A 20,334-nucleotide genomic window follows, 5' to 3' on the forward strand; every position below is an offset into this window, starting at 1 on the left:
AAAGAGCTCTTCCTCATCCGTTAAAGCTCCCTTTCGTTTCAGCCCCGCTCCGGCGGGGCTTTTTTTTGCCCGGCCATTCGACTAACGCCAGACCGGCAGCAGGTCGAAGCTGAACAGCAGATGGGCCAGGGCGTTGGCCAGGCCGAACAGCAGCACCAGGACGATCATCGGCGTGCCGCCCCAGACCCGGTACAGCGGGCTGGCGAAGCGTTTGCGCGAGGCGTGGGCGAGCAGGGCCGGGGTGATCACCGCCCAGACGGTCGCCGCCAGGCCGGCAAAACCGATGGCGAGGATGAAGCCTTCCGGCCAGATCAGCGCGCAACCGATCGGCGGGGCGAAGGTGGCCAGCGCGCTTTTCAGGCGGCCTTGGGGGCTGTCGTCGAAGCCCAGGGAGTCGGCGATGTAGTCGAACAACCCCAGGGTGACGCCGAGGAACGAACAGGCCACGGCAAAGTTGGAGAACAGGGTCAGCAGCAGGTCCACCCGGGCGCTGTCGAGCATGCTGCCCAGGGCGCTGATCAGCACATCGATGGTGCCGCCCTGGCGGGCGATGTCCTTGAACTGCTCGCGGGGCAGGGTGCCCATGGTGCAGAGCATCCACACCGTGTACAGCACCAGGGCGATCAGGGTGCCGATCAGCAGGCAGTTGCGGATGCGCTGCGGGTCCTTGCCGTAGTGCTTCATCAGGCTCGGCACGTTGCCGTGAAAGCCGAAGGAGGTCAGGCAGAACGGCAGGGTCATGAACAGATAGGGCAGGTAGTCCGGTTGCGGGTTGCCGCGATCGAGCAAAACCTCTGGCTGCACATGGCCGAGCAGGCCGCCGAAGGTCAGGAAGAAGGCGAGGATCTTGGCACCGAACACCAGGGTGGTGATGCGGCTGACCGCCGCGGTGCTGAGCCAGACCACCAGGGCCACCGCCAGGGCGAACAGCAGGCCGCCGTTGCGCGAGGAAATCTCCAGGCCCAGATTGTGGGCGGTGTGACGGATCACCGAGCCGCTGGCCGAGATGTAGGCATAGGTCAGGATGTACAGGACGAACACCAGGGTGGCGCCGTTGAACAGGCTCCAGCGCCGGCCGATCAGGTCGCGGGTGATGGTCGAGAAACTCGCCCCCGGCCGGTAGTTGAGGTTGGCTTCGAGGATCATCAGCCCCGAGTGCAGGGTGCAGAACCACGACAGTGCCAGCACCGCGAGGGAACCTTGGAACCACAGGCCCGACATCATCACCGGCAGCGAGAACATGCCCGCTCCGACAATGGTGCCGCCGATGATCATGGCGCCGCCGATGACCGAAGGCCGGCGTTCGGCGACCGTGCAGTGGGAGGTTGAAGGGGATGAAGCGATGGACGTACCGCGCATGGCAAGGCCTGCAATGAAATTGTTATTGGAGGTAGCGAGGGTGCACCTCGGGTGTGCGGAAAACCGGCAGGCCGGCTCCCGCGCACCCGGGCGACGATTCAGCGCAGAGCCAGCAGGCGGCTCAGTTGCTGCGCCATCTGTAGCAGCCGGTGGTCCTGCCCGGGCAAGGCGTCGAACGACAGCCCGACCGGCAGGCTGCCCGGCTCGGCCACCGGCACGCTGACACTCGGCGCCGCCAGGTTGCTGGCCGGGTCGGTGTTGCGCACGAAACGCTCGAAATGCTCCTGGGCGCCGCTGTCGCTCAGCAGCGGCGCGGTGCAGCTGACGGTCGGGTAGGCGATCAGGTCCAGCCGGTGCTGCTGGAACAGCCCGGCGTATTCGCGATCCAGGCGGATCTTGCTCATCAAGGCCTGCACGTAGTCTTCGTAGGAAATGGCCGGGCTCTCCAACTGTGCCATCAGGGTCTTCTTGATCTGCGGGTCGCGGATCTGCGCCAGGATCTCGAGGAACCGCTCGCCACAGCCGGCCTTGAGCAGGAAGCGCGGGAAGTCGATGAAGAACTCGAAGATCGGCAGCGGGAACTGGATGCTTTCGTTGATCTCGCCGATCAGGCGGTCGTCCACCGGCACCATTTCCACGCCCTGATCGGCCAGGCTATCGATCGCCGCGCGGCAATCGCTGTGCACCTTGGTCTCCAGCTCGGACCAGAAGAACTGCTGGGGAATGCCGATGCGCAGGCGCTTGGGCTCGGTCGGCGCGGCGCAGGACGCACCGGTCAGATGCCGATGGACGAACAGCGCGTCTTCCAGGCTGCGGGTCAGCAGGCCTGGCGAGTCCTTGGTCTGGGACACCGGGACGATGCCGTCGCCAGGGTAGACCCCGGTGCTCGGCCGGAAGCCCACCACGCCGCAGAAGGCCGCGGGAATCCGCACCGAGCCGCCGGTGTCGGTGCCCACCGCGCACGGCACCAGGCCGGCGGCCACGGCCGCGGCACAACCGCCGCTGCTGCCACCGGCGCTGTGTTGCAGGTGGCGCGGATTGACCACCGCGCCGTAGCTCAGGTTGGCCGAGGTCACGCCGAACGACAGCTCGTGCATGTTGTTCTTGCCGGCGACCCGCGCGCCCAGCGCCCTGAAGCGCTGGACGATGCCGGCGTCCGCGGCCGGGTGGTAGTCGGCCAGGCCGGGGGTGCCGGCGGTGGTCGCCAGGCCACTGACATTGATGTTGTCTTTGAACGAAACCGGGATGCCGTAGAGCGGTGCCTGGCGCTGCTCTGGCGTGCCGGTGTCGCCGCTGAACGCCTGCGCGGCGAAGCTGATGAAGCTGTTCAGGTGCCCGGCGTCGGCGTATTGCTCGAGCAGCGCGCGGTGCCAGGAATCCAGGCAGAGGCTGCCCTGGCGAAACCCGTCAACGAGCGCTTCGATCGAAAGCTGGCTGTACATGAAAAAGTCTCAACGAAAGTCGGTAGGGGCCTGGGCTCAGCAATAGCGGAAGTGCGATTGCAGATCGAACAGCGGGTTGCCTTCGAGCAGTTCGCCGCCGAGGCTGGCGATCACCGCGCAGGCACCGTTCAGGGCGGTCTGTACCGCGCCTTCGGCCCAGCCGCCGGTAAACGAGCTGCCGCAGCCGGCCAGGTACAGGCCGGTGTCCTGCTGCGGGTCGAGGGCGGTCTTGAACTGATAGAACAGGCGCTGGGAGTACAGGTCGTCGCCGGGGAAGTTCAGCTTGAAGGCGCCCAGGGCCTGCTTGTCGGTGAGCCAGTCGTATTCCAGTACGTAACGCTGGTAGTCGCCGTCCAGCGGCACCAGGTGGCTAGCGAACTGCGGCGCGCTCATCGCCAGTTCGTCCACCAGGCGCTTGCAGCGCTGGACCTTGTCGGTCATCGAAACCATTTTGTGCGAGTCGTCTTCCCAGGTGTAACTGATCAGCACCACGCCCCAGGAGTCCGGGTCCTGCGGGGCGTAGTCCAGGCAGTAGACGCCCTTGACCAGGGTATCGGTCTGGATGTTCTGCGCCAGGCCATGTTTGAGCCAGAACTTGTCGCGGGTCAGGATGAACAGCTTGGACGAGCCGACCATATGGGTTTCGTTGATCGCCCGGGCCACGTCGCGATTGACGAACTGCTCGGCCTGGGTGAGGCGCATGTTGACTTGCAGGGCGCGGGTGGTGGCGGTGGTGATCACCCGGTCGCAGCCATAGGTTTCACCATTGCAGCCTTGCAGCAGGATCTGCCCGTCGGCGCCCTTGCTGATGGATTCGATGCGCGTGCGGCAGATCCGGTCGCGCAGGGCGATGCCGTGGAATTCCTCGTCGGCGATTCGCTCCCAGAGGGTGGAAATGCCGTTGGGCACCAGCCGCTGGTTGACTTCGAAGGCGTTGATCACCAGCCGCAGGATCTCGGTGAACGAGGCCCGGTACACCGACTGGAACCCACCCGAGCCGATGCCCAGGGAACCGAACAGGTGGAAGTCTTCCGGCTTGCGCCAGCGCTTGCCGCCCGGCGGGTTGTTCGAGGTGAAGATTTGCACCATGGCCGAGTAGAAGGAGTGGTCGCCAAAGCAGTCCAGGTAGCGTTGCCACTCCGGCTGCACTTCGGCGTATTGCTGTTTTTCCAGCAGGTCGGTGAGCAGCAGCGGCGGCGCCAGGAAAGTGCCGTTGTCCAGATGCACGCCTTCCTTGAGAAAGGCGTTCCAGCCCTGGTGCACGGTGTTGAAGATCGGCGGTGGATTTTCCCCGGCCGGCCAGTGGTGGGTTTCGCCACGGTAGTGGATTTCGGTGTCGACCACCCCAGGGTCGGGAAAGGCCTCGGTGGTGCCGATGCCGAAACGATCCAGGTAATGGAACAGGCCGACTTCGCTCGGCGGGAAGCGCATGGCGCCCATCTCGGCGATGAACTGCGGTTGTGTTTCGTCGAAACACTGGGTCAGGAAACGCCCGCCAAGGTGGTCTTTCGAGGCTTCGAACAGGGTGATGCGGGTGGCGCCGGCGCGCAGCAGTTCATAGGCCGCGATCAGGCCGCTGAGGCCGGCGCCGACGATACCGACGTGCTTGTCGGCGATCGCCGGCGGCAGGTGACCGATGGCCTGGGTGGCACGGCGCAGGAACTGCCCATAGTCGTACAACAGGTCGATGTTGGGGAACGAGCGGGTGCCTTGGGTTTCTTCGAAACCGGAGTGGGAGGAGTTCACAGGTAAGGGTCTCGGAAATCAGATGATGAGCTGCAGGCTTTCAAACGCGCGGGAAGGGTTGAGCAGGAGGACTTTCTTGCGCTGGATCTTCCACTGGCCGGCGAGGCACAGCAGTTGGTGTTCCACGGTCACCGGGTAATGCCATTCGCTGTCGCCCCGGGCTTCGCAATACAGCATCGGGGTCCGGCAATGGGCACTCAGGGCATCCGCATCGAGGCTGATCGTTGGCCGCTGGGCAATGTGCAGGCCGCGGCTCTTGGGCTGCTGCGAGAAGTTGCGGGCACTGGCCAGGCGGTTGATGCGCAGGGTGGTGAGGAAGCGGTCCTCATACAGCAGCGAGGATTCGCGCAACGGGCAGGGTTGGTCGTGGCGCAGCGGAATCCAGTAGTGGAAGTCGTCGCACAGCAGTTGTTGCCAGGCGTCGAAATCCTGTTGGTCGAGAAGCGCGATCTCTTGGTAGATCAGCTGTTCGAGGGGCGAGTTATCCATGGGCGGTCGATCCGTCTGGGGCCTGCATCAGTTGCTGCCAGGTGTTGTAGAAGTTGCGCATGGCTCGTTCGCTGGTGCCGGACACCACCTGGGTCTGCTCAAAGGCTTCGCCCGGTTCGAACAGGCGGGCGACATTCACCCAGTCGTTGGCCTGGCTGCGCAGCCCGTCCATGGCCCGCTCGTACATCTCCACGTCGTCGTGGGCGACCATCGAGCATGGCGAGTTGATCAGGTTGTTGTACTGCACGGTTCTTTCCAGCAACTGCACGGGCGCGCCCACCAGCTCGAAGATCCACGACTCGACCACGGTCTCGCTGGCCGAGATCGGGCGGATCACCCGCAGGGTCTGGATCGGTCCCTTGACCATCAGGTTGGGGAAATACACGGTGTTGTGCCGGGTGTCGTCGAGGATCGCCGCGGCCTGGGTTTCGCCGTAGCTCTCGACCATCAGCTCCCAGTAGCCGGGAATGCTCGAATAGGCCTTGTGGATCGAGTTACTGACGCCGGTGTGGCCATGGCCGTTGGGCCAGGTACGGATGCCCATGGCGCTGAAGAACTCGTAGGACGCCATGAACGGCGAGAACAATTCCACGGCCATCGGCGGCTGGCCGTCGTGCCCGGTTTCCTTCCACAGGCGAATAGCTTCGCCGGCCGAGGATTCGTGGGCGACCATCGGGTGGCAGGTGTCGGTCTGGTTGTCGACCACCATCTTCCAGTTGCAGCGATGGCGGTGCAGCAAGGGCTGGCCGATGGCGCGCAATTGCCCCTGGGGCGAGCGCATGACCATGTTGTCCAGGGTCGACAGCGAGTCGCCGAAGAACTCGCTGAAGCCAACACCTTGCTCCTTGAGGCGCACGAACACGAAGCCCCGGTAGTTCTCCACCGCGGCCACCGGCTGCATGCCCTTGTGGGCGGCGCAGCTGCTGAGGTCGCAGTCGTCGTATTCCTTTTTCACTGGGATGCTCAGCAGCTGGCCGTCGGTCTTGAAGGTCCAGGCGTGGTACGGGCAGCGGATGAACCGGCCGACATTGCCTTGCGGCTCGGCCAGCACTTTCACGCCCTTGTGCGGGCAGCGGTTGTGCAGCACGACGATCTCGCCGTTTTTCTGCCGGACCATGGCCAGCGGTTGTCCGGCGATGTCGCCGGTGAAGAAGTCGCCGGTTTCCGGCACCAGGCTTTCATGGCCCAGGTAGCACCAGCTGGCGGCGAATACCTGTTGTTGTTCTCGCTCGAAGAGCGACGGATCAAGGAACAGCGTGCGATGCACTTCCTTGCCGTTGAAGTAGTTGTCCAACGAGGTTCTCTCTTTAGATGACCAGTTTCAGGCTTGGGCTTTTGGCCCGGGATACGCAGGGGTAGATCTTGTTGCTGCAGGCGGCCTGCTGCGGACTCATGATGAAGTCGCGGTGATCGACTTCACCTTCCAGCACGTCCAGCTCGCACACCCCGCATTCACCGCGACGGCAGTCGTAGAGCGGCTCCAGGCCGGCCTCTTCGAGGGCGTCGAGCAGGGACTGGCCGGGCTGCACCCGCAGGTCGACGCCGGAGTCCGCGGCGTGCACGGCGAAGCCGGGGTCATCCTCGGCCAGGCAGGTGTTGAAGACTTCGAAGTGGATGCGCTCGCGGGGAAAGCCCAGGCTCTGGGCATGGCTGAACACGTCGTTGAGCATGGCTTGCGGGCCACAGACGTACAGGCGGTCCCGGGATTGCAACTGGCCCAGCACCGCGGCCACCGACGGGCGCCCTTCGGCCGAGTCGGAGCAGTGCAGGCTCAGGCTGTCCTGCAACAGCTCGCGCATCTGCGTGGCATAGGCGGCGTCGCCCGCGCTCTTGGCGAAATAGTGCAGCCGCGCCGGGCGCTGCCGGGCTCGCAGATGGCTGAGGATGCCGGTCAACGGGGTGATGCCGATGCCGCCAGCGAGGGCGATGTCGGCGCCATCGCTGTCGTCCAGCTGGTAGTCGAAGGCATTGAACGGGCCGTCGAGCCGTACCTGATCGCCAACGCTCAGTTGGCGGATATAAGCGCTGCTGGGCGAGTCGGGGTTCAGGCGGATGGCGAACACCAGGCTGCCCGGGGGCAGCTCATGTTCGGCCAGTTCGACCCGGGAGTAGTGACGCCATTGCTCGAGCGTGGGAATCCACCATTTGAAGTGGGCCCCGGCGGTGGTCTCGCAGGGGGCCGGCACAAGAGGCGCCAGAGTGATTTCCTTGATGCTTGGCGAGAGCATCAGGCACTGGGTGATCTGGTAATTCATGGGGTGACTCGCTGTCAGCTTAACGGTGTTTCATGCAGGTACAGCCACTGGGCCGAGTGCTCATGGATGCGGATCACCACCACCGAGAGGCGCGAGGTTTCCTTCTGCTCCAGGCGATGGGTTTCCTTGTAGCGGATCGCCGCGCTGTGGCCTTCGTGCCACACGGTGTGCAGGTCGCTGACGAGGATTTCCAGGCCGGGGCGGGCACCGACGGCTCCGCGGAACATCTGTTCGACCTGCTCGCGGCTGACGATGGCGCCCGCGGTGGTGACCATGCTGAAGTGCTCGGCGAAGGCCGGCAGCAGGCGGTCGATGGCGGCGGCGCCGTTGCCGTCCTGGTCGGTGAAGACCGCGTGGATCAGGTCGTGGACCGCATGGATGCTGTGTTTGGCCTGTTCAACGATTGTGTTGTGCATGACATTCCTTTTGCGTGGTCAGGTTGCTCATCTGCAACAGGGGTAACAGACCCATCACCGCCGCGATGACGAAGGTCAGGTGATAGGCCGGGGTAGACGCCAGGCGGGCGAGCAGCAGGTTGTAGATCATCAGGAACAGCGCGGCGCCGATGCTGAAGGACATCTGCCGGTTGATGTTCCAGATCACGCTGCCCTTGTGGGTATCGGCACCTTCGAAATCCATCAGCGAAGTGGTTTGCGCGGTATTGGCGCCGATGCCGCCGCCGATGCCCATCAGGCAGTAGGCGATGACGATGATCGGCAGGTCGGCGGCGCTGTCGACCAGGTACAGGGTGGCGATGCCGGCGCTGTGCAGGAGCATGCCGAGGGTGAACAGGCGCCGGGCGCCGAAGCGGTTGTAGACCCGGCCGCAGACCAGCATGGCGATGAAGGCGCCGCTGGCGTAGAGGATCATGAACATGCCGGTCAGCTGGGCGCTGAAGTGCAGGCTGTTCTGCAGGAAGAAGATGCTCAGCAGGTTGACCCCGGTGAACACCCCGGGAATCGCGTAATAGATGAAGATCGAGGTACTGAGCTTCTTGCTCTTGAGCAGGCTCAACTCGACGATGGCGTTGTCGCAGCGGCGGTAGTGCAGGACATACAGCACCACGCAGGTGACCCCCAGCATCAGGCAGCTCAGGGCGGCCAGCGGCGGGTAGTCGCCGCCGTACAGCGACATGCCCATCAGCAGGCTGCCCAGGGCCGCGCTGACCAGCAGCAGGCCCTTGATGTCCGGGCGCGCCAGGCTGGCGGGCCGGGCTTCCTTGATCCACAGCCAGGACAGGGCGGCGGCGATCAGCGAGAACGGAATATTGCTGTGGAACACCCAGCGCCAGGAGCTGCTGTCGACGATCACGCCGCCGATGGTCGGCGAAATGGCCGGGGCGATCAGGGCGACGGCCATCACCAGGGTGGAGATCTTGGCCCGCTGCGGGCCCTGGAACAGGTTGAAGGTCAGGGCCTGGCCCACCGGGATCAGCAGGCCGCCGCCGATGCCCTGGACGAAACGCCAGATCACCAGTTCATGGAAGCTGCCGGCCATCCCGCACATCCACACGGCGGTGCTGAACACCAGCATCGAGGCGGTGAGGGTTTCGCGGCTGCCAAAACGTCCGGCCAGCCAGGTGCTCACCGGAATGATCAGGGTCAGGCCGAGAATATAGGCATTGGCCACCCAGGCCACGGATGAAGTCGAGACGTGCATCTCATGGGCAATACTCGGTAAAGCCACGGCCGACATGAATATGTTTATACAGTCGATAAAGAACCCGATGAGGAATATAAGAGCCACTTTGTAGCGATAAGTCATATGATCTCCCTTTTGCGGCGGGATCATAGGAGCGATAGACCGAGGGTGTCGATACGCCTATACTTGAAACATTGTTTGGTGGGATTTGACAATGATTTACAACACGGTGAGCTATAACATGCACACGCATCTAAATCGCGTCCAGACATTCCTGGCGGTTGTCGATTTCGGTTCCTATACCAAGGCGGCCAACTACCTGTGCATCAGCAAAGCCATGGCCAGCCTGCATGTCAAGGCGCTCGAGGAAGTTTTGTCGGCGACCCTGTTAATCCGCAATACCCGCAATATATCCCTGACAGAAATAGGCCAGGACTTTTATAACGAGTTCAAGGGCATTGTCGCGGATATCGACAATGCCTTCGAGAATGTCCTGCATGGGCATAATCGTATTTCTGGAAAGTTGCGTTTCAGTTCAACTAGTGAGTATGGCGAGCGCTATATACTGCCGATCATTTCCAAGTTCACCGAGCGTTATCCGGAGATCCGTCTTTGTTATAACTTCAACTCTTCGTTGAATGATCTGGTGGCGGAAAAACTCGACCTGGTGATCCGCCTGGGCAACCTCGCCGACTCGGCTTTCAAGAGCCGCAAGCTGGCCGACTACGACATCGTCCTGGTGGCCAGCCCGGACTTTCTGGCGCGCCATCCGGTGGTCGAGCCCCTGGACCTGAACAGCGTGCCGTGGATCGCCAACAGCAACCTGCAAGGGCCGACCAACTGGACCCTGAGCCACCCGCAACGGGGCCAGGTCGAAGTCAGCGGGCCCAATCATTTCGAATCCAATTCCTCCACCGCCATTCGCGCCATGACCCTGTCGTCCCTGGGGGTGTCGGTACTGCCCGGCTGGGTGGTCGAGGACGACCTGGCCAGCGGCCGGCTGGTGCGCCTGCTGCCCGACTACGCCTTGCCTTCGCAGTCGGTGAACGTGGTGTTTCCCAACAGTTCGCACCTGCCGCACAAGTCGCGGGCGTTCATCGATTTCCTGTTGCTGCACCTGGGGCAGTGATCGGCGATACTCGGCGCGTTCGTGGACCACACTCGCGGGGAACCCAATGCCGTTGCAATCCTTGACCAGCCTGGCCGCCGTCGATCCGCAGCAATGGGACGGTTTGCTCAGTGACGGCCAGCCGTTTCTGCGCCACGCCTTTCTCAGCGCGCTGGAAGACAGCGGCAGCCTCGGCCCGAATTCTGGCTGGCAGGCCGAGCATCTGCTGCATGTGCAAGACGGACGCCTGATCGCGGCGCTGCCCAGCTACCGCAAGTGGCATTCCTACGGCGAGTACGTGTTCGACCATGGCTGGGCCGACGCCTGCGCCCGGGCCGGCATCGAGTATTACCCCAAGCTGCTGAGCGCCGTGCCCTTCAGCCCGGTCAGCGGCGCGCGGCTGCTGGCGGCAAGCCTGGAAGACGGCCTTGAACTGCTGCAAAGCCTGCCCGGTTACCTGGAGATCGAAGGGCTTTCCAGCGCCCATATCAACTTCACCGACGCCTTTACCGATGCCGCCCTGGCTGGGCAAGCCGGTTGGTTGCAGCGCCTGGGTTGCCAGTTCCATTGGCAGAACCGCGGCTATCGGGACTTCCAGGACTTTCTCGATACCCTCAGTTCGCGCAAGCGCAAACAGATGCGCAAGGAGCGCGAACAGGTGGCGGGGCAGGGCATCGAATTCGAGTGGCTCGAAGGCCGGCAACTCAGCGAAGCGCAGTGGGATTTTGTCTACGCCTGTTATGCCAATACCTATGCGGTGCGGCGCCAGTCCCCCTACCTGACCCGGGCCTTTTTCAGCCTGCTGGCCGAGCGCATGCCCGAGGCCATTCGCGTGGTGCTGGCCAAGCAGAACGCCAGGCCGGTGGCCATGGCCTTCAGCCTGATCGGTGGCGACAGTTTCTACGGGCGTTACTGGGGCTGCCTGGCGGAATTCGATCGCCTGCATTTCGAAACCTGTTTCTACCAGGGCATGGATTACGCCATCGCCCAGGGGGTGCAGCGTTTCGACGCTGGGGCCCAGGGCGAGCACAAGTTGATTCGGGGGTTCGAGCCGGTGATTACCCGGTCCTGGCACTACCTGCGACACCCCGGCTTGAAAGCGGCGGTGAAGGATTTTCTCCAGCAGGAGCGGGTGGGCGTGCTGGCTTACGCCGAAGAGGCGAGGGCCGCGCTGCCGTATCGGCAGGCGTGACCCTCGGGGTTGCTGTCAGCTGTCTTCCTTGCCCAGCCAGCGATAGAGGCCACCGCCGACCACCGCGCCGAGAATCGGCGCCAGCCAGAACAGCCACAGTTGCTGGATCGCCCAGCCGCCGACGATCAAGGCCGGCCCGGTGCTGCGCGCCGGGTTGACCGAGGTGTTGGTCACCGGAATCGAGATCAGGTGGATCAGCGTCAGCGCCAGGCCGATGGCGATCGGCGCGAAGCCCACCGGCGCACGTTTATCGGTGGCGCCGAGGATGATCACCACGAACATCCCGGTCATCACCAGCTCGCTGACAAAGCCCGCCGCCAGTGAATAGCCCCCCGGCGAGTGTTCGCCATAGCCGTTGGAGGCCAGGCCGCTGGCCAGCTCGAAGCCGGGCTTGCCGCTGGCGATGAAGTACAGCAGCGCCGCGGCGATCACCCCGCCTATCACTTGCGCGATGACATAGGCGGGCAGTTCCTTGAGCGGAAAACGCCCGCCGACCACCAGGCCGACGGACACCGCGGGGTTGAGATGGCAGCCGGAGATATGGCCGATGGCGAAGGCCATCGTCAGCACGGTAAGACCGAAGGCCAGCGCCACGCCGAGCAGGCCGATGCCGACATCCGGAAACGCGGCCGCCAGTACGGCGCTGCCGCAACCACCCAATACCAGCCAGAAGGTGCCTAACAACTCAGTGACTGAACGTTTGAACAGCGACATAGAAGTTATTCCTTATCGATCCGATAAAGCCGTTATGCAGCCGTGCAGCCTGGCTACAGGCCCTGCTCCAGAACCTAGGCTCAGTACAGCAGGCTTTTTTTACAAATCCAGTGCGAAAAAAAACGCCAGGGCCCTGTTCACGGGGCTCTGGCGTTTTCTGTAGCCGCTGCCGAAGGCTGCGATCGAGCGCGCAGCGCTCGCAAAGCCTGTAACCCTGATCTGCCTGAAAGAGCGCATTCACCGGTTTGCGACGGCTGCGCCGCCGATCGCAGCCTCGCGGGCTCGGCAGCGGCTACGGGTGAAGGGTGGCGCAAAAAAAACGCCAGGGCCCCGAAGGGTGCTGGCGTTTTTTGGGGCGGGGCGGATCAATCGATACCGACGAACCCCCCGGTCTGGTGCTGCCAGAGGCGCGCATACAAACCGCCGTGGGCCAGCAGCTCGGCATGGCTGCCGGTCTCGGCGATGCGGCCTTTTTCCAGGACCACCAGGCGGTCCATGCGGGCGATGGTCGAGAGGCGGTGGGCGATGGCGATCACGGTCTTGCCCTGCATCAGGGTCTCCAGGCTTTCCTGGATCGCCGCCTCGACTTCCGAGTCCAGGGCCGAGGTGGCCTCGTCCATGATCAGGATCGGCGCGTCCTTGAGCAGCACCCGGGCAATGGCGATGCGCTGGCGCTGGCCGCCGGAGAGTTTCACCCCGCGTTCACCGACATGGGCATCGAAGCCGGTGCGGCCCTGGGCGTCGGAAAGCAACGGGATGAACTCGTCGGCGCGGGCCTTGCGCACTGCTTCCCAGAGTTCCTCGTCGGTAGCGTCGGGCTTGCCGTACAGCAGGTTGTCGCGGATCGAACGGTGCAGCAGCGAGGTGTCCTGGGTGATCATGCCGATCCGTTCGCGCAGGCTTTCCTGGGTCACGTCGGCGATGTTCTGGTTGTCGATCAGGATGCGCCCGCTCTCCAGATCGTAGAGCCGCAGCAACAGGTTGACCAGGGTCGACTTGCCGGCGCCGGACGGGCCGATCAGGCCGATCTTTTCCCCGGGCTTGATGGTCAGGTTGAGGTCGCTGATGACCCCGGCCTTTTTCCCGTAGTGGAAATCCACATGCTCGAAACGCACTTCACCGCTGGCCACCGCCAGGCGCGGCGCCTGCTCGCGGTCGCTGACGCTGATGGGCTGGGCGATGGTCTGCAGGCCGTCCTGGACCATGCCGATGTTCTCGAAGATGCCGTTGACCACCCACATGATCCAGCCGGACATGTTGACGATGCGGATCACCAGGCCGGTGGCCAGGGCGATGGCGCCGACCGAGATCAGCGACTGGGTCCACAGCCATAGGGCCAGGCCCGTGGTGGAGACGATCAGCAGGCCGTTCATGGCGGTGATCACCACGTCCATGCTGGTGATGACGCGTCCGGCCAGCTGGCTTTTCTCGGTCTGTTCGCCGATGGCTTCGCGCGCGTAGTTCTGCTCGAAGTGGGTGTGGGCGAACAGCTTGAGGGTGGTGATGTTGGTGTAGCCGTCGACGATCCTGCCGACCAGCTTGGAGTTGGCGTCCGAGGAAATCACCGAGCGTTCCTTGACCCGCGGCACGAAGTACCAGAGCGCGCCGATGTAGCTGGCGATCCAGATCAGCAGCGGGATCATCAGGTGCCAGTCGGCCTCGGCGAACAGCACCAGGGCGCTGACCGCATAGATCAGCACGTGCCACAGCGCGTCCACCGCCTGCACCGCCGAATCGCGCAGCGAGTTGCCGGTCTGCATGATGCGCTGGGCGATGCGCCCGGCGAAATCGTTCTGGAAGAAGTTCAGGCTCTGCTTGAGCACATAGCTGTGGTTCTGCCAGCGAATCAGGCTGGTCATGCCCGGGCTGATGGTCTGGTGCACCAGCAGGTCGTGCAGGGCGACGAACAGCGGGCGGAAGATCAGCGCGACCACCGCCATCCAGGCCAGCTCGAGGCCGTGGGTCTTGAAGATCTCGACATTCGGCGTGCCCTGGGCCAGGTCGATGATCGTGCTCAGGTAGCTGAACAGCGACACCTCGATCAGCGCGACGAACAGGCCGACCACCAGCAGGGCGACGAAGCTCGGCCAGACCTGCTTGATGTAGTAGAGGTAGAAGGGCAGTACGCGGTTGGGGGGAGCGGCAGTGGGAGCGTCGCGGAAAATATCGATCAGCTGTTCAAAACGACGATAGAGCATGGGATCTGACGCCCGCGTGGCGGGCTCTCCTTATCAGTAAGCAGGCGCAGCACTGTGTCAGCGCCGCGCCGGGACTCCCGGTGACACATTAGTCGATGCGCTTGGCCGACTTGATCAGCACGGGGTCGATCGGCACGTTCTGCATGCCTTGTTTGGTGGTGGTCTGCGAGTTGACGATCTGGTCGACCACGTCCATGCCACTCACCACTTTGGCGAACACCGCGTAACCGGCATCGCGACCCGGATCGAGGAAGGCATTGTCGGCGACGTTGATGAAGAACTGGCTGGTGGCCGAGTTCGGGTTCGAGGTGCGGGCCATGGACAGGGTGCCGCGTACGTTATGCAGGCCGTTGCTGGCTTCGTTCTTGATCGGGTCGCGGGTTTCCTTCTGCACCATCTGCGGAGTGAAGCCGCCGCCCTGGACCATGAAGCCCGGGATCACCCGGTGAAAGATGGTGTTGGTGTAGAAACCACTGTCGACGTAGTCGAGGAAGTTCTTGCTGGAGATCGGGGCCTTGACCGGGTCCAGTTCGACTTCGATCTTGCCGAAGCTGGTGTCCAGCAGGACGTGAGGCGCCTTGGCCGGTTGGGCGGCCATCAGGTTGGCAGCAAACAGAACGGAGCCGGCGACGAGGGCGATTTTTTTCAGCATGGGTCAGTGATCCTGGGTGGTGGTGTCGACTGCGGTTAAAAACTCGAGCAGGGTTTGGTTGAAGCGTTGCGGCTGGTCCAGCGGCGTGGCGTGACGCGAATCGGCGATCACCACCAGGCGCCCGTCGGGCAGCAGTTTCACATAACTTTCTTTCAGTGCGACCGGGGTGTAGTCACGGTCGGCGCTGATGACCAGGGTTGGACAGGCGACTTGCGAAAGTCGTTCCTGGACCCCCCAGCCAACGATGGCATCGAAGCTTGCGAGATAAGCACGTTTGTCGTTTTTTGCCCAGCGCTCGGCCATCTTTTGCCGCAGCTCGGCCTGCGCAGGTAGGGGGAACAATTTGCCGGCCAGGGCAATGCCGATGGTTTCCAGGCTGAGCAGGCGCATCAGGCTCCAGCGCTTGAACCATTGCCAGGCATCGTTGGCGCTGCGGATCTTGACCTCGGGCGCGCTGTTGACGATGCACAGGCTTTTCAGCAGCCCGGGCTGATCCACCGCGACCTGGAAGGCGATCATGCCGCCCATGGACAGGCCTACCAAGTGCACCCGCGACAGGTTCAGGTGCTCCAGCAGGGCGATGAGGTCGGCGCTGAACCCGGCGATGCTGTAGGGCTCGCGGGGTTTGTCGGAGCGGCCATGGCCGCGCACGTCGGGCAGGATCAGGCGGTAATGGGCGGACAGCTCGGCGATCTGCTTTTCCCAGTCACGGGTGCTGGAGCCGAGCCCGTGGACCAGCACCAGCGGTTCGCCATGGCCGTATTCCTCATAGTGCAGGGTGCATCCTTCGTGTTCGAAATAGGCCATGGCTGAATTCCTGTTCAGGCGCGTGGAGGGTTCAAGTACGGGGTCAGGCTTGTTCCGGGGCGGCGAACGGCGCGTCCAGCGGCGCGGTGTCGAAGGTGCGCAGCAGCTCGACGAGGATCTGCGTGGCCGGGCCCAGGGGTTTGTCCTTGTTCGAGTACAGGTAGAAGGTCGGGTGGCGGCTGCCGCCCTGGTCCAACGGTAGCACCTTGAGCAGGCCCTCCCGGAGTTCGCGCTCGATTATATGCCGCGGCAGCCAGGCAAAGCCCAGGCCGCTGCCGACGAAGGTGGCGGCGGTGGCCAGGCTGCCGACGGTCCAGCGCTGTTCGGCGCCGAGCCAGCCGACGTCCCGCGGCTGTTGGCGGCCGGAGTCGCGGATCACCACCTGCAGCTGGCTTTCCAGGTCCTGGAAATTCAGCTCGCGGTTCAGGCGGTGCAGGGCGTGTTCCGGGTGGGCCACGGCGACGAACTCCACCGAGCTCATTTCCGTGCCCAGGTAGCCGGAGATATTGAAGCCACTGATGGCCAGGTCGGCCACGCCTTCGAGCAGCACCTCTTCGACCCCGGACAACACTTCTTCGCGCAGGCGCACCCGGCAGCCACGGCTTTGCGGCATGAAGGCGGTCAGCGCGCGGACCAGGCGCGCGCTGGGGTAGGCGGCGTCCACCACCAGGCGCACTTCGGCTTCCCAGCCCTGTTCCATGTGGTGGGCCAGGTCTTCCAGCTGGCTGGCCTGTTTCACCAGTTGCCGCGAGCGCCGCAGCAACACGCCGCCGGCTTCGGTGAGCACGGCCTTGCGCCCATCGATACGCAGCAGCGGCACGCCCAGTTGGTCCTGCATGCGCGCCACGGTGTAACTGACAGAGGATTGCGAACGGTGCAGCGCTTCGGCCGCCTGGGCGAAGCCGCCGTGGTCGACCACGGCCTGCAGCGTTCGCCATTGATCGAGGGTAACGCGGGGCGCTTTCATGAGGAGCTCCTCTTGTCCTAAGCTGGCGCTCCTTATTGGAGACTGCCGAATGAGAAAATTCTGTTGTGTGTTGCTGGCCCTGCTGCCGCTCAGTGCGTTCGCCTATCCCATCGACGTGAAGAAACACCTCGAAGGCGTGAGCATCGACTACACCGCCTACGACACCGATGCCGACATCGGTTCGATCCAGGTGAACAACTACGGCACCACCGACGCCGCCTGCACGGTGGTCTTTCGCAACGGCCCCGAAGCCCCGCGTACGCGCAAGGTGGAAGTGGCGGCCGGCAAGTTCAAGAACGCCACGGCCAAGTTCAACCGCAGCATCATCAAGCTGCGCATCGACCTGACCTGTACCGCCAAATAAGCGCAAAGCGGAGCAGGGTGCGCGACCTGCTCCGCTTATAAACGAATTTATTGATTGGTTATAGCAGTTATTTGCGCTTTTTCATCGATATGACTCTGTTTAATCTGCGCTCCATCGACCTACAGCATTCCCGATGGAGGCTACATCCCATGTCCCGCGTTCTGATCATCGAAAGCAGTGCCCGTCAGCAGGATTCCGTTTCCCGTCAGCTGACCCAGACCTTCATCAAGCAATGGCAAGCGGCCCACCCGGGCGACCAGATCACCGTGCGTGACCTGGCGGTAACCCCGGTGCCGCACCTGGACAGCAACCTGCTGGGCGGCTGGATGAAACCCGCCGGGCAGCGCAACGAGATCGAAGAGGCCTCGCTGCAACGCTCCAACGAACTGACCGACGAACTGCTGGCCGCCGACGTGCTGGTGATGGCCGCGCCGATGTACAACTTCGCCATCCCGAGCACCCTCAAGGCCTGGCTGGACCACGTGCTGCGTGCCGGTGTGACCTTCAAGTACACCGCAACCGGTCCCCAGGGCCTGCTCAACGGCAAGCGTGCCTACGTGCTGACCGCCCGTGGCGGCATCTACGCCGGCAGCACCGCGGACCACCAGGAACCTTACCTGCGGCAGGTCATGGGTTTCATCGGGATCCACGACGTCGAGTTCATTCACGCCGAAGGCATGAACCTGGGCGGCGACTTCCAGGAGAAGGGCCTGAACCAGGCCAACGCCAAACTGGCCCAGGTCGCCTGATCCGTTAATCGCCAGATAATCGCGCAGTGGTCTAGTAGGCCCTGCGCTCCCCTTCAAGTTTGTTTGCGCATCGAACCTCCCTTTGCACTTGTTGCTCCTGAGTGCTCCCGCCCGATTGAACGCTTTGCGAGATCGGGCTTTTTTTTGCCCGCGATTTATCAACCCCCCGTAGGAGCGAGGCTTGCCCGCGATAGCGATCCGACAGGCACCGCGAAATCAGGCCGCTGCGCGGATCGCGGGCAAGCCTCGCTCCTACGGAAGGTGTTTTATTGTGCGCGGCAAAACCGCTATCGTCGCCGCCTCTTCAAGACGAGGCGAGCATGGGCTATCTACTTTTTGTCACGCTGATCCAGGCGTTTTCCTTCAGCCTGATCGGCGAATACCTGGCCGGGCATGTCGACAGTTACTTCGCGGTGCTGGTCCGGGTACTGCTGGCCGGGCTGGTGTTCATCCCGCTGACCCGCTGGCGCCAGGTGGAGCCGGCGTTCATGCGCGGCATGCTGCTGATCGGCGCCTTGCAGTTCGGCGTGACCTACGTCTGCCTGTACCTGAGTTTCCGCGTGCTGACGGTGCCGGAGGTGCTGCTGTTCACCATCCTCACGCCGCTGCACGTGACCCTGATCGAGGACGCGCTCAACCGCCGCTTCAACCCCTGGGGCCTGCTGGCGGCGCTGGTGGCGGTGGCCGGGGCGGCGGTGATCCGCTACGACCGCATCAGCCCGGATTTCTTCATGGGCTTCTTGCTGCTGCAACTGGCCAACTTCACCTACGCCGCCGGGCAGGTGCTGTACAAGCACCTGGTGGCGCGCCATCCGAGCGACCTGCCGCATTACCGGCGTTTCGGCTACTTCTACCTGGGGGCGCTGGCGGTGGTGTTGCCGGCTTTCCTGTTGTTCGGCAAGCCGGACTTCCTGCCCGAAGCGCCGTTGCAATGGGCGGTGCTGCTGTTTCTCGGGCTGGTGTCCACCGCACTGGGGCTGTACTGGTGGAACAAAGGTGCCTGCCTGGTCACTGGCGCGACCCTGGCGGTGATGAACAACCTGCATGTGCCGGTGGGGCTGCTGATCAACCTGTTGATCTGGAACCAGCACGAAGAACTGGGGCGCCTGTTCCTCGGGGCGTTGGTGATTCTGGCGGCGGTGTGGATCAGCCGTCGCGGCGTAAAAAACGCGACTACCGCTACTGCCTTGTAGGAGCGAGGCTTGCCCGCGATAGCGATCTGGTAGACACCGCGGGGTCAGGCCGCTGTGCGGATCGCGAGCAATCGAGCGTCGACCGGCCGCTCCTACAGATTGAGCAGATAGAGGGGGATCGCCCCGGGGACGGGGCGATCAGGCGGGAATTACAGCGCGCGTTTTTCCACTTCGGGGATATGGCTGGCGCCCAGCACCGCCGGCAGCAGGCCAGCGCGCAGGTCGTTGCCGCTCGGCTGTTGATACAGGCTCAGGCCGAATTCCGGCATCACCGCCAGCAGGTAATCGAAGATATCGCCCTGGATACGCTCGTAGTCGGTCCACGCCGTGGTGCGGGTGAAGCAGTAGATTTCCAGCGGAATGCCCTGGGCGGTGGTCTGCATCTGGCGGACCATGCAGGTCATGTTCGGCTGGATGTCCGGATGACTCTTCAGGTACGCCAGGGCATAGGCGCGGAAGGTCCCCAGGTTGGTCATGCGGCGGCGGTTGGCCGACATGGCGGCGACATTGCCCTGGGCTTCGTTCCAGCTCTTGAGCTCGGCCTGCTTGCGACTGATGTAGTCGGTGAGCAGGTGGACCTTGCCCAGGCGCGCTTCTTCCTCATCGTTGATGAAACGCACGCCGCTGGCGTCGATGTACAGGCTGCGCTTGATCCGCCGGCCGCCGGACTGCTGCATGCCGCGCCAGTTCTTGAACGACTCGGACATCAGGCGCCAGGTGGGGATCGAGACGATGGTCTTGTCGAAGTTCTGCACCTTGACCGTGTGCAGGGTGATATCCACCACATCGCCGTCGGCGCCGACCTGGGGCATTTCGATCCAGTCGCCGACCCGCAGCATATCGTTGCTGGTCAGCTGCACGCTGGCGACGAACGACAGCAGGGTGTCCTTGTAGACCAACAGGATCACCGCCGACATGGCGCCCAGGCCGGACAACAGCAGCAGCGGAGAGCGGTCGATCAGGGTGGCGACGATGATGATCGCGCCGAACACGAACAGCACCATCTTCGCCAGTTGCACATAACCCTTGATCGAACGGGTACGCGCATGTTCGGTGCGGGCGTAGATGTCCAGCAGGGCGTTGAGCAGGGCGCTGATGGCCAGTACCTGGAACAGGATGGTGAAGGCCAGGGCCAGGTTGCCGAGGAACACCAGGCTGGTCTTGCTCAGCTCCGGCACCAGGTGCAGGCCGAACTGGACCACCAGCGACGGGGTCATCTGCGCCAGGCGATGGAACACCTTGTTCTGGCGCAGATCGTTGAGCCAGTGCAGGGACGGCTGGCGGCCGAGCAGCTTGACCGCGTGCAGGATCAGGTAGCGCGCCACTCGTCCGACGAGCAGCGCCACCACCAGCAGGATGACCAGGGCCAGGCTGGAATGCAGGAGCGGGTGCTCATCGAGCGCCCCCCAGAGGTCTTGAACGTTGAGCCAGAGCTGTTTGAAATCCATGGGGTCAGAA

General features: G+C 63.5%; 19 protein-coding genes. 5 read left to right on the forward strand and 14 right to left on the reverse strand.

The features are described from left to right. Window positions 1-81: 81 nt before the first annotated feature. The 8 genes from mtr to C4K27_RS07775 form a co-directional block, all read right to left on the reverse strand. Window positions 82-1,359, reverse strand: a complete 1,278-nt coding sequence (gene mtr / locus C4K27_RS07740; RefSeq protein ID WP_053260027.1) for a tryptophan permease — start codon at window positions 1,357-1,359, stop codon at window positions 82-84. A gap of 98 nt (window positions 1,360-1,457) precedes the next feature. Next, the gene (locus C4K27_RS07745) at window positions 1,458-2,801 is read right to left on the reverse strand and encodes an amidase family protein (protein WP_053260028.1); all 1,344 of its coding nucleotides are present in this window, start codon (window positions 2,799-2,801) and stop codon (window positions 1,458-1,460) included. A gap of 36 nt (window positions 2,802-2,837) precedes the next feature. After that, window positions 2,838-4,547 carry an NAD(P)/FAD-dependent oxidoreductase gene (locus C4K27_RS07750; protein WP_053260029.1) on the reverse strand — a complete coding sequence of 570 codons (1,710 nt, stop codon included), beginning with the start codon at window positions 4,545-4,547 and terminating at the stop codon, window positions 2,838-2,840. 18 nt (window positions 4,548-4,565) lie between these two features. Further along, a complete protein-coding gene (locus C4K27_RS07755) occupies window positions 4,566-5,036 on the reverse strand; it encodes an aromatic-ring-hydroxylating dioxygenase subunit beta (RefSeq protein ID WP_053260030.1) in 471 nt (156 codons plus the stop codon). Continuing rightward, window positions 5,029-6,330 (reverse strand): aromatic ring-hydroxylating dioxygenase subunit alpha, encoded by a 1,302-nt coding sequence (locus tag C4K27_RS07760; protein WP_007920608.1) that lies wholly within the window; start codon window positions 6,328-6,330, stop codon window positions 5,029-5,031. Before C4K27_RS07760 ends, C4K27_RS07755 begins: the two co-directional genes overlap by 8 nt. A 13-nt stretch (window positions 6,331-6,343) precedes the next feature. After that, on the reverse strand, window positions 6,344-7,291 hold the full coding sequence (locus C4K27_RS07765; protein ID WP_053260031.1) for a flavin reductase family protein: 948 nt from the start codon (window positions 7,289-7,291) through the stop codon (window positions 6,344-6,346). A 14-nt stretch (window positions 7,292-7,305) separates the two neighbouring features. Beyond that, window positions 7,306-7,707, reverse strand: coding sequence for a hypothetical protein (locus C4K27_RS07770; protein ID WP_053260032.1), 402 nt, complete (start codon window positions 7,705-7,707; stop codon window positions 7,306-7,308). Further along, window positions 7,688-9,055, reverse strand: a complete 1,368-nt coding sequence (locus C4K27_RS07775) for an MFS transporter (RefSeq protein ID WP_007920621.1) — start codon at window positions 9,053-9,055, stop codon at window positions 7,688-7,690. The genes C4K27_RS07770 and C4K27_RS07775 overlap by 20 nt, the downstream gene beginning before the upstream one ends. 118 nt (window positions 9,056-9,173) lie before the next feature. Between C4K27_RS07775 and C4K27_RS07780 the strand changes: the two genes are divergently transcribed. Together C4K27_RS07780 and C4K27_RS07785 are read left to right on the forward strand one after the other, a co-directional pair. Beyond that, window positions 9,174-10,061, forward strand: a complete 888-nt coding sequence (locus tag C4K27_RS07780; RefSeq protein WP_053260056.1) for a LysR family transcriptional regulator — start codon at window positions 9,174-9,176, stop codon at window positions 10,059-10,061. 46 nt (window positions 10,062-10,107) lie between these two features. Further along, the gene (locus C4K27_RS07785; protein ID WP_053260033.1) at window positions 10,108-11,232 is read left to right on the forward strand and encodes a GNAT family N-acetyltransferase; all 1,125 of its coding nucleotides are present in this window, start codon (window positions 10,108-10,110) and stop codon (window positions 11,230-11,232) included. 15 nt (window positions 11,233-11,247) lie between these two features. Here C4K27_RS07785 and aqpZ read toward each other — a convergent pair whose 3' ends face one another. The 5 genes from aqpZ to C4K27_RS07810 form a co-directional block, all read right to left on the reverse strand. Beyond that, window positions 11,248-11,946 carry an aquaporin Z gene (gene aqpZ, locus C4K27_RS07790; protein WP_007920624.1) on the reverse strand — a complete coding sequence of 233 codons (699 nt, stop codon included), beginning with the start codon at window positions 11,944-11,946 and terminating at the stop codon, window positions 11,248-11,250. A 365-nt stretch (window positions 11,947-12,311) separates the two neighbouring features. After that, entirely contained in the window at window positions 12,312-14,144 is a 1,833-nt protein-coding gene (locus tag C4K27_RS07795) for an ABC transporter ATP-binding protein (RefSeq protein ID WP_053260034.1), read from the reverse strand. Between the two features lie 88 nt (window positions 14,145-14,232). Continuing rightward, window positions 14,233-14,796 carry a peptidylprolyl isomerase A gene (locus tag C4K27_RS07800; RefSeq protein ID WP_007920626.1) on the reverse strand — a complete coding sequence of 188 codons (564 nt, stop codon included), beginning with the start codon at window positions 14,794-14,796 and terminating at the stop codon, window positions 14,233-14,235. Between the two features lie 3 nt (window positions 14,797-14,799). Continuing rightward, window positions 14,800-15,603 (reverse strand): alpha/beta fold hydrolase, encoded by an 804-nt coding sequence (locus C4K27_RS07805; protein ID WP_007920627.1) that lies wholly within the window; start codon window positions 15,601-15,603, stop codon window positions 14,800-14,802. 43 nt (window positions 15,604-15,646) lie between these two features. Then, window positions 15,647-16,570 (reverse strand): PA3225 family LysR-type transcriptional regulator, encoded by a 924-nt coding sequence (locus tag C4K27_RS07810; protein WP_053260035.1) that lies wholly within the window; start codon window positions 16,568-16,570, stop codon window positions 15,647-15,649. A gap of 49 nt (window positions 16,571-16,619) precedes the next feature. On the opposite strand from C4K27_RS07810, the gene C4K27_RS07815 reads away from it, so the two are divergent. The 3 genes from C4K27_RS07815 (at window position 16,620) to C4K27_RS07825 (ending at window position 18,876) form a co-directional block, all read left to right on the forward strand. Continuing rightward, window positions 16,620-16,934 carry a hypothetical protein gene (locus C4K27_RS07815; protein ID WP_007920629.1) on the forward strand — a complete coding sequence of 105 codons (315 nt, stop codon included), beginning with the start codon at window positions 16,620-16,622 and terminating at the stop codon, window positions 16,932-16,934. Between the two features lie 149 nt (window positions 16,935-17,083). Continuing rightward, a complete protein-coding gene (locus tag C4K27_RS07820) occupies window positions 17,084-17,683 on the forward strand; it encodes an FMN-dependent NADH-azoreductase (RefSeq protein WP_053260036.1) in 600 nt (199 codons plus the stop codon). 320 nt (window positions 17,684-18,003) lie between these two features. Next, window positions 18,004-18,876 (forward strand): carboxylate/amino acid/amine transporter, encoded by an 873-nt coding sequence (locus C4K27_RS07825; protein WP_053260037.1) that lies wholly within the window; start codon window positions 18,004-18,006, stop codon window positions 18,874-18,876. 149 nt (window positions 18,877-19,025) lie between these two features. Here the strand turns inward: C4K27_RS07825 and C4K27_RS07830 are convergent, their stop codons facing one another. After that, the gene (locus C4K27_RS07830) at window positions 19,026-20,324 is read right to left on the reverse strand and encodes a mechanosensitive ion channel family protein (RefSeq protein WP_007920632.1); all 1,299 of its coding nucleotides are present in this window, start codon (window positions 20,322-20,324) and stop codon (window positions 19,026-19,028) included. Window positions 20,325-20,334 lie beyond the last annotated feature (10 nt).

This window comes from Pseudomonas chlororaphis subsp. chlororaphis (genome assembly GCF_003945765.1).
Lineage (GTDB): Bacteria > Pseudomonadota > Gammaproteobacteria > Pseudomonadales > Pseudomonadaceae > Aquipseudomonas > Aquipseudomonas chlororaphis.

Bases quoted from the DNA above. Each gene is read 5' to 3' on its own strand.
- C4K27_RS07765 (WP_053260031.1), bottom strand. From the start codon at position 7,291: ATGAATTACCAGATCACCCAGTGCCTGATGCTCTCGCCAAGCATCAAG.
- C4K27_RS07815 (WP_007920629.1), top strand. From the start codon at position 16,620: ATGAGAAAATTCTGTTGTGTGTTGCTGGCCCTGCTGCCGCTCAGTGCG.
- C4K27_RS07800 (WP_007920626.1), bottom strand. From the start codon at position 14,796: ATGCTGAAAAAAATCGCCCTCGTCGCCGGCTCCGTTCTGTTTGCTGCC.
- C4K27_RS07745 (WP_053260028.1), bottom strand. From the start codon at position 2,801: ATGTACAGCCAGCTTTCGATCGAAGCGCTCGTTGACGGGTTTCGCCAG.
- mtr (WP_053260027.1), bottom strand. From the start codon at position 1,359: ATGCGCGGTACGTCCATCGCTTCATCCCCTTCAACCTCCCACTGCACG.
- C4K27_RS07805 (WP_007920627.1), bottom strand. From the start codon at position 15,603: ATGGCCTATTTCGAACACGAAGGATGCACCCTGCACTATGAGGAATAC.
- C4K27_RS07820 (WP_053260036.1), top strand. From the start codon at position 17,084: ATGTCCCGCGTTCTGATCATCGAAAGCAGTGCCCGTCAGCAGGATTCC.
- C4K27_RS07780 (WP_053260056.1), top strand. From the start codon at position 9,174: ATGCACACGCATCTAAATCGCGTCCAGACATTCCTGGCGGTTGTCGAT.
- C4K27_RS07825 (WP_053260037.1), top strand. From the start codon at position 18,004: ATGGGCTATCTACTTTTTGTCACGCTGATCCAGGCGTTTTCCTTCAGC.
- C4K27_RS07770 (WP_053260032.1), bottom strand. From the start codon at position 7,707: ATGCACAACACAATCGTTGAACAGGCCAAACACAGCATCCATGCGGTC.
- C4K27_RS07785 (WP_053260033.1), top strand. From the start codon at position 10,108: ATGCCGTTGCAATCCTTGACCAGCCTGGCCGCCGTCGATCCGCAGCAA.
- C4K27_RS07795 (WP_053260034.1), bottom strand. From the start codon at position 14,144: ATGCTCTATCGTCGTTTTGAACAGCTGATCGATATTTTCCGCGACGCT.
- C4K27_RS07810 (WP_053260035.1), bottom strand. From the start codon at position 16,570: ATGAAAGCGCCCCGCGTTACCCTCGATCAATGGCGAACGCTGCAGGCC.
- C4K27_RS07755 (WP_053260030.1), bottom strand. From the start codon at position 5,036: ATGGATAACTCGCCCCTCGAACAGCTGATCTACCAAGAGATCGCGCTT.
- C4K27_RS07830 (WP_007920632.1), bottom strand. From the start codon at position 20,324: ATGGATTTCAAACAGCTCTGGCTCAACGTTCAAGACCTCTGGGGGGCG.
- C4K27_RS07775 (WP_007920621.1), bottom strand. From the start codon at position 9,055: ATGACTTATCGCTACAAAGTGGCTCTTATATTCCTCATCGGGTTCTTT.
- aqpZ (WP_007920624.1), bottom strand. From the start codon at position 11,946: ATGTCGCTGTTCAAACGTTCAGTCACTGAGTTGTTAGGCACCTTCTGG.